14 protein-coding genes and 1 riboswitch are annotated in these 13,455 nt (G+C 50.3%); of the genes, 8 read left to right on the forward strand and 6 right to left on the reverse strand.

The genetic code is table 11. The features are described 5' to 3' along the window. The first annotated feature begins 9 nt into the window (after window positions 1-9). Complete coding sequence (gene purH / locus XDD1_RS16670; protein ID WP_045972927.1) at window positions 10-1,608, forward strand: bifunctional phosphoribosylaminoimidazolecarboxamide formyltransferase/IMP cyclohydrolase; 1,599 nt, start codon at window positions 10-12, stop codon at window positions 1,606-1,608. Window positions 1,609-1,620: 12 nt separating this feature from the next. Continuing rightward, window positions 1,621-2,919, forward strand: coding sequence for a phosphoribosylamine--glycine ligase (gene purD / locus XDD1_RS16675; RefSeq protein ID WP_045972929.1), 1,299 nt, complete (start codon window positions 1,621-1,623; stop codon window positions 2,917-2,919). Between the two features lie 32 nt (window positions 2,920-2,951). On the opposite strand, the gene XDD1_RS16680 is transcribed toward purD, so the two are convergent. From XDD1_RS16680 to nudC, 6 genes are all read right to left on the reverse strand, one after another. Next, window positions 2,952-3,650 carry a DUF1481 domain-containing protein gene (locus XDD1_RS16680; protein WP_231854527.1) on the reverse strand — a complete coding sequence of 233 codons (699 nt, stop codon included), beginning with the start codon at window positions 3,648-3,650 and terminating at the stop codon, window positions 2,952-2,954. 47 nt (window positions 3,651-3,697) lie between these two features. After that, window positions 3,698-3,970, reverse strand: a complete 273-nt coding sequence (hupA, locus tag XDD1_RS16685; protein WP_010848914.1) for a nucleoid-associated protein HU-alpha — start codon at window positions 3,968-3,970, stop codon at window positions 3,698-3,700. 186 nt (window positions 3,971-4,156) lie between these two features. Next, window positions 4,157-4,747 carry a YjaG family protein gene (locus tag XDD1_RS16690; RefSeq protein WP_045972931.1) on the reverse strand — a complete coding sequence of 197 codons (591 nt, stop codon included), beginning with the start codon at window positions 4,745-4,747 and terminating at the stop codon, window positions 4,157-4,159. 76 nt (window positions 4,748-4,823) lie between these two features. Continuing rightward, entirely contained in the window at window positions 4,824-5,513 is a 690-nt protein-coding gene (gene nfi / locus XDD1_RS16695) for a deoxyribonuclease V (RefSeq protein ID WP_045972933.1), read from the reverse strand. Between the two features lie 4 nt (window positions 5,514-5,517). Next, window positions 5,518-6,582: a uroporphyrinogen decarboxylase gene (hemE, locus tag XDD1_RS16700; RefSeq protein ID WP_045972935.1), complete on the reverse strand. Its 1,065-nt coding sequence runs from the start codon at window positions 6,580-6,582 to the stop codon at window positions 5,518-5,520. Between the two features lie 119 nt (window positions 6,583-6,701). Continuing rightward, window positions 6,702-7,472 carry an NAD(+) diphosphatase gene (nudC, locus tag XDD1_RS16705; RefSeq protein ID WP_045972937.1) on the reverse strand — a complete coding sequence of 257 codons (771 nt, stop codon included), beginning with the start codon at window positions 7,470-7,472 and terminating at the stop codon, window positions 6,702-6,704. A 175-nt stretch (window positions 7,473-7,647) separates the two neighbouring features. Next, a riboswitch (TPP riboswitch) is annotated at window positions 7,648-7,772 on the forward strand. A 126-nt stretch (window positions 7,773-7,898) separates the two neighbouring features. On the opposite strand from nudC, the gene thiC reads away from it, so the two are divergent. The 6 genes from thiC to thiH are packed head-to-tail and all read left to right on the forward strand — an operon-like array spanning window position 7,899 to window position 13,444. Next, the gene (gene thiC, locus XDD1_RS16710) at window positions 7,899-9,875 is read left to right on the forward strand and encodes a phosphomethylpyrimidine synthase ThiC (protein ID WP_045972939.1); all 1,977 of its coding nucleotides are present in this window, start codon (window positions 7,899-7,901) and stop codon (window positions 9,873-9,875) included. Continuing rightward, window positions 9,859-10,563 carry a thiamine phosphate synthase gene (gene thiE / locus XDD1_RS16715; protein WP_045972940.1) on the forward strand — a complete coding sequence of 235 codons (705 nt, stop codon included), beginning with the start codon at window positions 9,859-9,861 and terminating at the stop codon, window positions 10,561-10,563. The genes thiC and thiE overlap by 17 nt, the downstream gene beginning before the upstream one ends. Further along, window positions 10,557-11,342, forward strand: a complete 786-nt coding sequence (locus tag XDD1_RS16720) for a HesA/MoeB/ThiF family protein (protein WP_045972942.1) — start codon at window positions 10,557-10,559, stop codon at window positions 11,340-11,342. Before thiE ends, XDD1_RS16720 begins: the two co-directional genes overlap by 7 nt. Beyond that, complete coding sequence (gene thiS / locus XDD1_RS16725) at window positions 11,339-11,539, forward strand: sulfur carrier protein ThiS (RefSeq protein WP_045972944.1); 201 nt, start codon at window positions 11,339-11,341, stop codon at window positions 11,537-11,539. The genes XDD1_RS16720 and thiS overlap by 4 nt, the downstream gene beginning before the upstream one ends. A 4-nt stretch (window positions 11,540-11,543) precedes the next feature. Next, window positions 11,544-12,311, forward strand: coding sequence for a thiazole synthase (locus XDD1_RS16730; protein ID WP_045972945.1), 768 nt, complete (start codon window positions 11,544-11,546; stop codon window positions 12,309-12,311). Then, a complete protein-coding gene (thiH, locus tag XDD1_RS16735) occupies window positions 12,308-13,444 on the forward strand; it encodes a 2-iminoacetate synthase ThiH (protein ID WP_045972947.1) in 1,137 nt (378 codons plus the stop codon). Before XDD1_RS16730 ends, thiH begins: the two co-directional genes overlap by 4 nt. Window positions 13,445-13,455 lie beyond the last annotated feature (11 nt).

A 13,455-nucleotide genomic window follows, 5' to 3' on the forward strand; every position in this document is an offset into this window, starting at 1 on the left:
ATCACACCAATGCAACAGCTTCGTCCAATCCGTCGTGCCCTGCTGAGTGTTTCTGACAAAGCGGGGATTGTTGAGTTTGCCAAAGCCTTATCCAATCGCGGTGTCGAACTGCTTTCAACGGGAGGTACTGCGCGTCTGCTGGCGGAAGCCGGATTGAATGTCACCGAAGTTTCTGACTATACAGGCTTCCCTGAAATGATGGATGGGCGTGTCAAAACACTTCACCCTAAAGTTCATGGCGGCATTTTGGGTCGGCGCGGGCAGGATGATGAAGTGATGGCACAACACCAGATTTCACCGATTGATATGGTGGTCGTTAATCTTTATCCCTTTGCTCAAACCGTGGCGCAACCAAATTGCTCTCTGGAAGATGCGGTAGAGAATATTGATATCGGTGGTCCAACCATGGTTCGCTCTGCTGCCAAAAACCACAAAGATGTGGCGATTGTGGTGAATAGCCAAGATTACAACAAGATTATTGGGGAGATGGATAACAACCAAAATTCACTGACGCAGTCCACTCGCTTTAATTTAGCCATCAAAGCATTTGAGCACACCGCCGCTTACGACAGCATGATTGCCAATTACTTTGGCAAGCTGGTTCCGCCATATTATGGTGATACTGATCAGCCATCAGGACGTTTCCCTCGCACGCTAAATCTGAATTTCATCAAAAAGCAGGATATGCGTTATGGTGAAAACAGCCATCAAGATGCTGCTTTCTATATAGAAGCAATAGAAGGTCAAATCGCGGAGGCTTCGATTTCTACCGCAACGCAGTTACAAGGCAAGGCACTCTCTTATAACAATATCGCAGATACCGATGCGGCACTGGAATGTGTAAAAAGTTTCGCTGAACCCGCCTGCGTTATTGTCAAACACGCCAATCCTTGTGGTGTTGCAATGGGTTCTGACATCCATACCGCCTATGACCGCGCCTTTAAGACCGATCCGACTTCTGCTTTCGGTGGCATCATTGCGTTTAACCGTGAACTCGATGCCAATACTGCACAGGCCATCATTGAACGCCAATTTGTTGAAGTCATCATTGCGCCTGCTATTAATGAAGCCGCGCTGCCCATCCTGGCAACAAAACAAAATGTCCGTGTTTTGGCGTGCGGTGAATGGCATTCGCCGGTTGCCAACTTAGATTTCAAACGTGTCAACGGGGGTTTGCTGGTACAAGATCGCGATTTGGGTATGGTAAAAGAAAGTGAACTGGTTGTTGTCTCCAAGCGCCAGCCAACGGAACAAGAGAGGCAAGATGCCCTGTTCTGCTGGAAAGTGGCTAAGTTCGTCAAATCCAATGCGATTGTTTATGCCAAGGAGAATATGACCGTGGGTATTGGTGCCGGCCAAATGAGCCGTGTTTACTCTGCCAAAATCGCCGGTATTAAAGCCGCAGATGAGGGGTTGGACGTTCAGGGATGCGTCATGGCTTCCGATGCCTTCTTCCCTTTCCGCGATGGGATTGACGCCGCCGCAGCGGTGGGCGTGAGCTGTATTATCCAACCCGGTGGTTCCATCCGTGATAATGAAGTGATTGCGGCTGCCGATGAACAAGGCATTGCCATGATTTTCACAGGCATGCGCCATTTCCGCCATTAATAGGAACCTCAAATGAACATCTTGATTATTGGCAGTGGCGGCAGAGAACATGCCTTAGCCTGGAAAGCGGCACAATCACCTCTGGCCAATCAGGTTTATGTCGCACCGGGTAATGCAGGCACCGCGTTGGAAGCTAATTTAGAAAATGTGGATATTGCCGCGACAGATATAGAAGGATTGCTGGCCTTTGCCCAACATCATGATATTGGCCTGACCATTGTTGGGCCAGAAGCGCCATTGGTGATCGGTGTGGTTGATGCCTTTCAGCAGGCAGGGCTAACCATTTTCGGCCCGACAAAAGCGGCGGCTCAATTGGAAGGTTCCAAAGCGTTCACCAAAGATTTCCTTGCCCGCCATCATATCCCCACAGCGGCCTATCAGAATTTCACTGAAGTTGAACCTGCACTGGCTTATTTAGAGAAAATGGGCGCTCCTATCGTGATTAAAGCCGATGGTCTGGCGGCCGGTAAGGGTGTTGTGGTTGCTGCAACGATGGAAGAAGCCCAAAGCGCCGTCAAAGATATGCTGGCGGGTAATGCGTTTGGTGATGCAGGGCATCGTATTGTCATTGAAGAATTTCTGGCAGGGGAAGAAGCCAGTTTTATTGTCATGGTGGATGGCAAGAACGTGGTGCCGATGGCAACCAGCCAGGATCACAAGCGTGTAGGCGATGGCGATACCGGGCCGAACACTGGGGGAATGGGGGCTTACTCACCCGCGCCGGTCGTCACGGATGAGATCCACCAACGCGTGATGGAAAAAATCATTTACCCTACCGTGGCAGGCATGGCAGCCGAAGGCCATACCTACGTGGGTTTTCTGTATGCGGGGTTGATGATTGATAAACAGGGTGAGCCGAAAGTGATCGAATTTAACTGTCGATTTGGTGATCCTGAAACGCAACCTATCATGATGCGGTTACGCTCTGATCTGGTCGAACTGTGCCTCGCCGGTGCCAACGGCCAGTTAGGCGAAAAAACGTCGGTATGGGACGACCGCCCTGCCTTGGGTGTCGTGCTGGCCGCAGGCGGTTATCCGGCTAACTACGCCAAAGGTGACGTTATCAGTGGGTTAATGCAGAAATCAGATGCCGATGAATCAGACATCGATGAAAAAGTCTTTCATGCCGGAACGGCTTTTGAGGATGAAAATGTCGTTACTGCGGGTGGACGTGTTTTGTGTGTGACTGCCTTAGGGTGTGATATTGCAGATGCACAAAAGAAAGCGTATCAGAGAGCCGGACAAATTGGCTGGGAAGGGTGTTTTTATCGTAAAGATATTGGCCACCGAGCCATTGCCCGTTTGAAATAGTCAATCTCACTAAGCCGACGAAAGTGACAAAATTACAGCTTATCTTTCGTCGGTTCCCAACGACAAAAATCATCATTAGCGACCAACAAGAGCTTGTTTCCTGCGGACGAATTCAGCCAGGCAATCGTTAATGAGCCAGCGCTGTTATTTCGCCTTTCTTCGAGCCACTTCTGAGCATCAGACCCAAACTCAATCGATAATTGCTTTCCTGCACAGGTGGTCACTCGTCCATCCTGCCAATGCCCTTGTAATAAATTCACCTGATCGGCAATTAAAGCGTCACTGGTTTTTTCTATCTGCTTAGCATCAAATTTCAGACGAGCCACATCATCATCGGATAACGGTTCATTACGCTTTTGCAATTGCCGCAGCTTAAAAATGACAGAGTCATCTTGGGCGATACGTAATGTTTCTACGATTGGAGGATTATCAAACACATTGCGCCGGATTTGCCACAAGCTGCCATGACGATATTCGTAAAAAGTCACAATGGTGTCTTTATTACGGCTGTTTTTATTGTTGTAAGAGGCATCGTTGTAAGCGTTATCGTAGTAAGGACTGTAAACACTCATGATAACCTGAGGTCTACTGTTTTGGTCATCCAAACGCCATAAACGAATAACGCCGCTGTCAGTGACAAAACCGCTGGCGCTGAAAAGAGGTGTTGTTGGCTGAATCGAACAGGCGCTGAGCAAAGAGACGAACCCTAATGCTAACAGCCCCTGTAGAATCAACAAAAGGGGTTTATTTCCCCCTCTTATTTTTTTTCGCAATTCGATTACTTAACTGCGTCTTTCAGTGCCTTACCAGCGGAGAAAGCAGGTACGTTTGCTGCTGCGATTTTAATTTCTTTACCAGTCTGTGGGTTACGACCAGTACGTTCTGCACGGTGGTTAACTTTGAAAGTACCAAAGCCTACCAGCTGCACTGCATCACCATTTTTCAGGGATTCAGTGATTGCATTCAAAGTTGACTCCAGCGCCGCTTTAGCCTGAGTTTTAGTCAGGTCTGCACCTGCTGCAATTGCATCAACCAATTCAGTCTTATTCATAGATTATCCTTACAGTGTGTTTATCGTTTGCAAAGCATCGAGTGCGACGGATATGCCGATTTGACAGCACCCCTGCATACACGCACCGATAGCCACTTCTTTTCGCCCCCCAATGTAGAACAGAGTGAGGGCAAATGTGAAGCCTTTTAACTACGGCAAATCAAGCAATAAGTCACGTTTTATGAGTTACTGCTCCAAATTTATGCCGATATTGCTCACCCCCGCTTCACGGAGATCAGCCTTTAATCCTTTAATTAATTCGATGTCCCGTTCTGCGCAATTTGCCAACAAACGGTAAATCTCCCATTGAATATCCCATTCTTCCTCAATGGCCGGTAATAATTTTAATTCATCCTCAGTCATTTCCCGACTGGCTTGCGTCATTTCCAGCATAGCAACAGTGCGGATGGATATTTCACTAATAGCTATTGCATGTTCTAACGTCGAGCCACTCAGGCGAGAATGAATGACTTCACCCAATGCAATGCATGCATCAATCGCCGGATACACACCATAAATATCATAATCTTCTGATGATGGGATAATGGCTTCCAATTTTTCCAGCTGATTATCAAAATTCACTTTTGCATCTTTAACGACCAAAATTTCCCACACGAGATCTAGAATCCGGCGATATTGTGCAGGGTCTGCAAACCCGCTTTGGCGACAAAATACCTGATAATTTGGATACATCCGCTCACATAGACTAGCCATAAAAGTCAAATGTTGCCAACTTTCGAGTTTCTCCAACCTCAGGTGAATCGGGTTTCTTAACATTGGTCGTTACTCATGATGCCTAATTTGCGTCGAAGTTTACCTGAAAATCAAGAATATCCACACTTTTCCGCCACAATTATAGATTTTTCTGCATTGTTTGCCTAAAAAACAATCTATTTGAAGCAATCCCATCCGCCCAACGGGTGGGTTCAGGCAGTTTATATCCCCTCAGACACTGCTCAACCCAAAATACAGCACTGTCAGTACTGACCCGATGACCGAGGGAAATATAGAGCGGATTACATCTTCTTTTGCTTCTCAATACAACACCGACCTGCTCACCATGATCCAGCAATGGCTGACGATCGCCCACAATCTCACCTACCGGTGCATGTTCACCACACAAGCGGCTTTTCGCCACCCCAATCGTGGGAACATCGGCCAATAGCCCAAAATGGCTGGCAATACCAAAACGCCGGGGATGGGCAATGCCCTGACCATCCACCATCACCAAATCAGGCCGCAGGCTTAATTTTTGCCATGCTGCCATCAAGGCTGGGTATTCACGAAATGAAAGTAAGCCGGGGATATAGGGAAGCACCGTATCAATTCTGGCGATTTGATATTCGACCACATCCAGTGAGGGATACTGCAAGACCACAATGGCGGCACGCGTTACCGTACCGCTTTGTTCAAACCCAACATCAGCACCCGCAATGAACTTTGGTGTAAAATCTACGGTAAAAGAGGCAGAAAAAGCATCATGGCGGATAACCCGCCGTGATTTTTCACTCTGTTCCTGACGTAATGCCTTGGTATCAATCATAGAATCATTGATGGTATTTTACTGAAAGCCGGTGTACGGCTTCGACAAATGCACCTGCATGCTCTGGCGGAACATCCTGATGAATGCCATGCCCCAAATTGAAAACATGCCCGTTGCCCGCACCAAAATCGTGTAGGATTGTCGAAACTTCTTTTTCAATCCGGGCTGGCTGGGCATACAGCATAGAAGGGTCCATATTACCCTGCAAAGCGACTTTATCGCCAACCCGCCGACGCGCATCCGCCATATTCGTGGTCCAATCCAAACCCAGTGCATCACAACCTGTTGCGGCCATCGCCTCAAGCCACTGTCCTCCCCCTTTGGTGAACAGGGTCACAGGCACACGACGCCCTTCATGTTCACGGATCAAGCCATCCACGATTTTATGCATGTATTGCAGGGAAAATTCCAGATAATCGCGATGAGACAAAACCCCACCCCAAGTATCGAAAATCATGACAGATTGCGCACCCGCTTTTATCTGCGCGTTCAGATATAGAATAACGCTGTTTGCCAATTTATCCAGTAAGCTATGCAGTGTCGCAGGTTCCGCATACATCATGGCCTTAATTTTGGTGAAAGCCTTGCTGCTTCCCCCCTCAACCATATAGGTTGCCAACGTCCACGGGCTACCCGAAAAACCAATCAGAGGAACTTGCCCTGCCAGTGCCTTGCGAATAGCACGTACTGCATCCATCACATAACCCAACTCCAGTTCGGGATCGGGCACGGGTAATTTTTCTACATCAGCATGATTCTGAATCGGAGAATGGAAACGTGGCCCTTCCCCCGTTTCGAAATAAAGCCCCAATCCCATCGCATCAGGGATCGTCAAAATATCGGAAAACAGGATAGCCGCATCCAGGGGAAAACGGCGCAAGGGCTGGAGAGTGACTTCACACGCCAACTCCGTGTTTTTGCATAACGAGATGAAATCTCCCGCCGCCTGACGTGTTGCTTTATATTCGGGTAAATATCGACCCGCCTGACGCATCATCCAGACCGGTGTGATATCGACAGGCTGGCGCAATAAGGCACGCAGATAACGGTCGTTTTTCAACTCATTCATGACAAGCTCCCTTGATTAGCACGAGAAAATTGGCACAGTTTAACATGCCTGACATTGAGCTGCTGGCATAACCTCCAATAACGTGATTTGCTTACCTGTCTCTCACCAAATTCCCCCAATTACGGCTGACGACACAACGCCACCGTATCTTCAATTAAACGGCGGGCAATCGTATCCGGGGGCGGGATCAAGGGCAGGTTATCATAACGGTGCCAATCGGCACTGATAAGCTCAACGGGGTCAATATTGATTTCGCCGCTCTCATAATCAGCCAGAAAGCCTGTCATCAATGAATTGGGAAAAGGCCACGGTTGGGAAGCGACATAACGCAGGTTTCGGATTTTAATGCCGCTCTCTTCCATCACTTCACGATGCACCGCCTCCTCCAGCGTTTCCCCCACTTCAACAAACCCGGCCAGTACAGTATGGACGCCATTGCGGTGGCGCTGATGCTGTGCCAGCAAAATATGGTCATCGCGGCGAATGCCGACAATAATGCTGGGGGCAATTTGTGGATAGTAACGTTCATGGCAATGGTTGCACAAACAGGCCCATTCATGCTGGCTATGCTGCATCTTATGACCGCAGTAACCACAATAATGATGTGAACGATAAAACTCAGCCAGTTGGGCACCCCGCCCGACCAATTGAAATAACTGAGCATCCCGATCAGCAATTAAACGGGGAGAGGCCATATCTGACGCCATTTTCTGCCGAACCAACCAGACGGTTTCGCCCAACCACTCGCCGATCGGTTGCGCCAGATAGCCTTGCAATGACCACTGATCCGCCGTGCCCAAAGGTAACTCTCCTTGTGGCAGCCAAACCCGATTTTCAAGACTGACAATCCACCAGCCGCGTTCTGTACCTACCAATTTTTGTTGCATCATTTGTCCCATCATGAGTTATGTGATTATTCCCATACTATTATGCCCAGAATCCATCTACCCAGAATCAACACAAGCAAAGCATACGCCTTTTTATCTTATTTCGTCTGCAAAATACCCTGTCCCAAAAGCAGTTTTAGGTTGTAGTTTTCATAATCCCCTTTATACTTTGGGGTGTTTTTTCTTGTCGGAGTGCCTAGCGTTCAACGTATATCACGATGAACACAGGCTGAGACCGTTTATTCGGGATCCGCAGAACCTGATCGGGCTAATACCCGCGAAGGGAACAAGAGTAATCACCCCGCTGCCAGTATCAGTAAAATACCCGCCAGCACCAACTATTACTCCCTGCGAGCTCCAGACAAGCAATTTTCTCAACTTAAGCCTGATCAACTATGCGACAGGCGATAACACAGTCAGGAATTTGCTATGTCTAAGTCCAACGATATCGTTATTTCCAATGCCATGATTCCAACGGCGGATATTTCACCAAAAGCGCATCCAGCCAGGCCGCGCAAGGCCCAGAGAGATGCCGCACAAGCGTTTATCAACACCATCCAAGGCGTCACTTTTCCCAACTCAAAACGCATTTACCTTGAAGGTTCACGTCAAGATATTCAGGTTCCCCTACGTGAGATCCAACTTTCTCCCACATTAACGGGCGGCACAAAAGAGCAGCCCCAATTTGCAGAAAACGAGCCTGTTCCCGTTTATGACACGTCCGGCCCTTATGGTGATCCGGCTGCCGTACTGGATGTCACAAAAGGCTTACATAAACTTCGCCAACCGTGGATTGATGAGCGCAATGATACTGAACCGGTTTCCGTCCTCAGTTCCGATTTCACCCAACAACGCCTTGCCGATGCCGGATTGGATCACCTGCGCTTTCATCATCGCCCACATCCATTGAGCGCTAAACCGGACAAGTGTGTGACCCAATTGCACTATGCGCGCCAGGGGATCATCACACCGGAAATGGAATTTATCGCCCTGCGTGAAAATATGGGACGCGAGCGCATTCGCAGTGACGTCTTGCGCCAGCAACATGCCGGGCAAAATTTTGGTGCCAACTTACCGGAAAACATCACCCCCGAATTTGTCCGCCAAGAAGTTGCCGCCGGTCGCGCGATTATTCCCGCCAACATTAATCATCCTGAATCCGAGCCGATGATTATTGGCCGCAATTTCTTGGTGAAAGTGAATGCCAATATCGGTAACTCCTCCGTGACGTCGTCCATTGAAGAAGAGGTGGAAAAATTAATTTGGTCTACCCGCTGGGGCGCAGATACCGTGATGGATCTCTCCACCGGACGTTACATTCACGAAACCCGCGAATGGATACTGCGCAACAGCCCGGTTCCCATTGGCACCGTACCGATCTATCAAGCGCTGGAAAAAGTGAACGGCATCGCGGAAAACCTGACTTGGGAGATGTTCCGCGATACTTTGCTGGAACAGGCCGAGCAAGGGGTGGATTATTTCACGATCCATGCCGGCGTGCTGCTGCGTTACGTGCCGATGACCGCCAGGCGTCTGACCGGCATTGTCTCCCGTGGTGGCTCAATTATGGCGAAATGGTGCCTGTCCCATCATCAGGAAAATTTCCTCTACACGCATTTCCGCGAAATCTGTGAACTTTGTGCCGCCTATGACGTTTCCCTCTCTTTGGGGGATGGATTGCGTCCCGGCTCCATTCAGGATGCCAATGACGAAGCGCAATTTGCCGAACTGCATACGCTCGGTGAACTGACCCAAATCGCATGGGAATACGATGTCCAAGTCATGATCGAAGGGCCGGGGCATATCCCCATGCAGCTTATCCGCCGCAATATGACCGAAGAACTGGAACATTGCCACGAAGCCCCCTTTTATACCTTAGGGCCACTGACGACCGATATCGCGCCGGGTTATGACCATTTCACCTCCGGCATCGGCGCTGCCATGATTGGCTGGTTTGGCTGTGCCATGCTCTGTTATGTCACCCCGAAAGAGCACCTTGGTTTGCCGAATAAAGAAGATGTCAAACAAGGGCTGATCACTTACAAAATCGCGGCCCATGCGGCTGATCTGGCCAAAGGCCATCCCGGTGCACAAATCCGTGACAATGCCATGTCGAAAGCACGTTTTGAATTCCGTTGGGAAGATCAATTCAATCTGGCGCTTGATCCTGACACCGCCCGCGCTTATCACGATGAGGCCTTACCGCAGGAATCCGGCAAAGTCGCCCACTTCTGTTCCATGTGCGGGCCAAAATTCTGCTCAATGAAAATTACCCAAGATGTGCGTGACTACGCGGCCAAACTGGAGCAGGAAGCGGGCATGGAACAGATGTCAGAAGCCTTTCGTTCCCATGGCAGCGAGCTTTATCACAGTGCAGAGGAGGTGGCGCATGAAAAATCAGCCTGACATCTCAATGTGCCTCCCCGCCCCTTTTGCCCCGACAGAACATCGGTTGGGGCTTTATCCGGTGGTGGACTCCCTGACATGGATTGAGCGGTTACTGGAAGCCGGTGTCCGCACCCTGCAACTGCGCATCAAAGACCAAACGGACGAACAGGTCGAGAAGGAGATTCAGTCCGCCATTGCCCTCGGCCGCCAATATCACGCCCGCGTGTTCATCAACGATTATTGGCGTCTGGCGATCAAGCACCAAGCCTACGGCGTTCATTTGGGGCAGGAAGATCTGGCTAGCGCCGATCTCAATGCCATCCAACAGGCCGGATTGCGGCTGGGCATTTCTACCCATGATCAAGTAGAGTTAGCGCGGGCAAAATCCCTGCGCCCCTCTTATATCGCACTTGGGCATATTTTCCCCACCACCACGAAAAAAATGCCCTCATCACCACAGGGGCTTGACGCCCTGAAACAGCAAGTGGCGAGCACAGCGGAATATCCCACCGTCGCCATTGGCGGCATTTCGCTGGAGCGGGTGCCGGATGTGGTGGCAACGGGCGTGGGTGGCGTGGCACTGGTCAGTGCGATTACACAAGCGCAAGACTGGCGACAGGCAACGGCCAGATTACTTTATTTGGTTGAAGGGAAAATAGCTGAAGGAAAAATCGCTGAAGAACAGGATCGGGGGCTTTTATGTTAAACGATCAGGAATTTATGCGTTACAGCCGCCAATTACTGCTGGAAGATATTGGCCCCGAAGGGCAGGAGAAATTAAAAGCCGGCAAGGTGCTGATTATCGGCCTTGGCGGATTAGGCTCACCGGCAGCGCTTTATCTCGCGGCGGCAGGGGTGGGAAACCTGTATCTGGCCGATGATGACGAGTTGCATATCTCAAACCTGCAACGCCAGATCCTCTATCGCACCCGCGATATTCCGGCCAACAAAGCCCAATTAGCGGCAAAACAATTGGTTGAACTGAACCCGCAAATCAATATCACGGTGCTAACTGCGCGGCAAGATCGTGAGTCGTTGATGGATGTTATCAGTCAAGTCGATCTGGTGCTGGATTGCTGCGATAATATGGCAACCCGCCATGCCATCAATGCCGCCTGTATTGCCGAAAACAAACCCCTGATCAGCGGCAGTGCCGTCGGCTTTAGTGGGCAATTGCTGGTCTTGACTCCCCCTTACCAACACGGTTGCTATGCTTGTCTCTATCCCCATCAGGAAGAACCTCAGCGCAATTGCCGGACCGCCGGGATCTTAGGCCCTATCGTTGGGGTGATCGGGACATTGCAATCCTTGGAAGCCATAAAAATGCTGGCGGGTCTTCCTTCTTCCTTAAACGGCAAACTCCGGTTGTTTGATGGCAGACAACAAAGCTGGAGCACCTTACAGCTTGCCCGTTCCCCGCAGTGCCCCGTTTGTGGCGTTATCAGACAACCCGATAAAAAACGGTCAGGAAGAGAGGTCGCATGAACATTATCGTCAACGATCAACCCATGGCATTGAGTGCGCCCATGACCGTGCAACAATGGCTGGAACACATAGAACACACTCAGTCAGGCACGGCTTTGGCTATTAATCAAACCATTATCCCGCGCTCAGAGTGGCATACCCATCAGATTAATGACGGGGATACGATTTTGCTGTTTCAGGCGATTGCAGGAGGTTAATTTTATGTTGAAAATTGCAGATGTTACCTTCCAATCCCGCCTGTTTACAGGAACAGGCAAATTTGCCCATGCCGGATTAATGATTGATGCGATCCGCGCTTCCGGCAGCCAACTGGTCACCATGGCAATGAAACGCCTCGATCTTCACGGCCATGACGATGGGATTCTCGCCCCCCTGCAACAGTTGGGCGTCAAACTACTGCCCAATACGTCCGGGGCCAAAACCGCAGAGGAAGCCATCTTCGCCGCTCACCTCGCACGGGAAGCGTTAGGGACGAACTGGATTAAGTTAGAGATCCATCCCGATGTCAAATACCTGCTGCCCGATCCCGTTGAGACATTGAAGGGCGCAGAACAACTGGTCAAAGAGGGATTTATTGTTCTGCCCTATTGTGGCGCTGATCCTGTCCTGTGCCGCCGGTTGGAAGAGGTCGGCTGTGCTGCGGTGATGCCATTGGGGGCGCCCATCGGCTCCAATAAGGGGTTACTGACACGTGATTTTCTGCAAATCATCATCGAGCAAGCCAACGTGCCCGTGGTAGTGGATGCCGGGATCGGCGCACCCAGCCATGCGCTGGCAGCCATCGAAATGGGTGCGGATGCGGTGCTGGTCAATACCGCCATCGCCGTTGCCCGCAATCCGGTGAAAATGGCTCAGGCATTCAAAACCGCCATTGAAGCCGGCGAACTTTCCCATCAAGCGGGCGTGGCAAGCCCCAAATCCTATGCTGAGGCGTCCAGCCCGCTGACCGATTTTCTGGGGGTGCTATGACAAACACGACACCAAACCGCACATTTCGCCAGCGCTGGCAACAACTGGATTGGGATGACATCACACTGCGCATCAACAGCAAGACATCACAGGACATTGAACACGCACTCAACCGCGATCGCTTGACGCTGGATGACTTTATGGCCCTGCTCTCCCCTGCTGCACTGCCTTATCTTGAGCCACTCGCCCAACGTGCACACCAGCTCACTCGCCAGCGTTTTGGCAATACGGTGGGATTTTTTATCCCACTCTACCTTTCCAATCTGTGTGCCAACGATTGTACTTATTGTGGTTTCTCCATGAGTAATCACATTAAGCGCAAGACGCTCAATGAACAGGAGATTGAAGCCGAATGTCTCGCGCTGAAAAAACGGGGGTTTGAGCATATTTTGCTGGTCACCGGGGAACACCAAAACAAAGTCGGCATGGACTATTTTCGTCGCTGTCTTCCCCTGATCCACCGCCATTTCAGTTCGGTTTCAATGGAAGTCCAGCCACTGGCGCAAGAAGAATACGCTGAACTGAAAACACTGGGATTGGATGGTGTGATGGTCTATCAGGAAACCTACCATCAACCCAGTTATCAACTGCATCATTTGAAAGGCAAAAAGCAGGATTTCCACTGGCGGCTGGAAACACCGGAGCGCCTTGGGCGAGCGGGCATTGACAAGATTGGGCTAGGCGCTTTAATTGGGCTGTCCCACCATTGGCGCACCGATTGTTATATGGTGGCTGAACACCTCTTTTTCCTGCAAAAACAGTTCTGGAAGAGTCGTTACTCCATCTCTTTTCCGCGCCTGCGCCCCTGTGCCGGCGGTATAGAACCGGCTTCTTTAATGAATGAAGCCGAACTGGTACAACTGATTTGTGCATTCCGCCTGCTGGCACCGGATGTCGAGCTTTCCCTTTCCACCCGTGAATCCCCGTTCTTCCGTGATCACGTTGTCCCGCTCGCTATCAACAACATCAGTGCCGGTTCAAAAACCCAACCCGGCGGTTATGCGGATGGACATCACGAGCTGGAACAATTCGTGCCCCACGATAATCGCCCGGTTTTTCAGGTCGCCGAAGCCCTAATCAAATCCGGCTTGCAACCCGTCTGGAAGGATTGGGATCACTATTTGGGTCGATAGAGCTTAAAGTG

The organism is Xenorhabdus doucetiae, from assembly GCF_000968195.1.
Taxonomy (GTDB): Bacteria; Pseudomonadota; Gammaproteobacteria; order Enterobacterales; family Enterobacteriaceae; genus Xenorhabdus; species Xenorhabdus doucetiae.

Bases quoted from the DNA above. Each gene is read 5' to 3' on its own strand.
- thiE (WP_045972940.1), top strand. From the start codon at position 9,859: ATGAAAAATCAGCCTGACATCTCAATGTGCCTCCCCGCCCCTTTTGCC.
- thiH (WP_045972947.1), top strand. From the start codon at position 12,308: ATGACAAACACGACACCAAACCGCACATTTCGCCAGCGCTGGCAACAA.
- hupA (WP_010848914.1), bottom strand. From the start codon at position 3,970: ATGAATAAGACTGAATTGGTTGATGCAATTGCAGCAGGTGCAGACCTG.
- XDD1_RS16730 (WP_045972945.1), top strand. From the start codon at position 11,544: ATGTTGAAAATTGCAGATGTTACCTTCCAATCCCGCCTGTTTACAGGA.
- thiC (WP_045972939.1), top strand. From the start codon at position 7,899: ATGTCTAAGTCCAACGATATCGTTATTTCCAATGCCATGATTCCAACG.
- purD (WP_045972929.1), top strand. From the start codon at position 1,621: ATGAACATCTTGATTATTGGCAGTGGCGGCAGAGAACATGCCTTAGCC.
- XDD1_RS16720 (WP_045972942.1), top strand. From the start codon at position 10,557: ATGTTAAACGATCAGGAATTTATGCGTTACAGCCGCCAATTACTGCTG.
- hemE (WP_045972935.1), bottom strand. From the start codon at position 6,582: ATGAATGAGTTGAAAAACGACCGTTATCTGCGTGCCTTATTGCGCCAG.
- thiS (WP_045972944.1), top strand. From the start codon at position 11,339: ATGAACATTATCGTCAACGATCAACCCATGGCATTGAGTGCGCCCATG.
- purH (WP_045972927.1), top strand. From the start codon at position 10: ATGCAACAGCTTCGTCCAATCCGTCGTGCCCTGCTGAGTGTTTCTGAC.
- nfi (WP_045972933.1), bottom strand. From the start codon at position 5,513: ATGATTGATACCAAGGCATTACGTCAGGAACAGAGTGAAAAATCACGG.
- XDD1_RS16690 (WP_045972931.1), bottom strand. From the start codon at position 4,747: ATGTTAAGAAACCCGATTCACCTGAGGTTGGAGAAACTCGAAAGTTGG.
- nudC (WP_045972937.1), bottom strand. From the start codon at position 7,472: ATGATGCAACAAAAATTGGTAGGTACAGAACGCGGCTGGTGGATTGTC.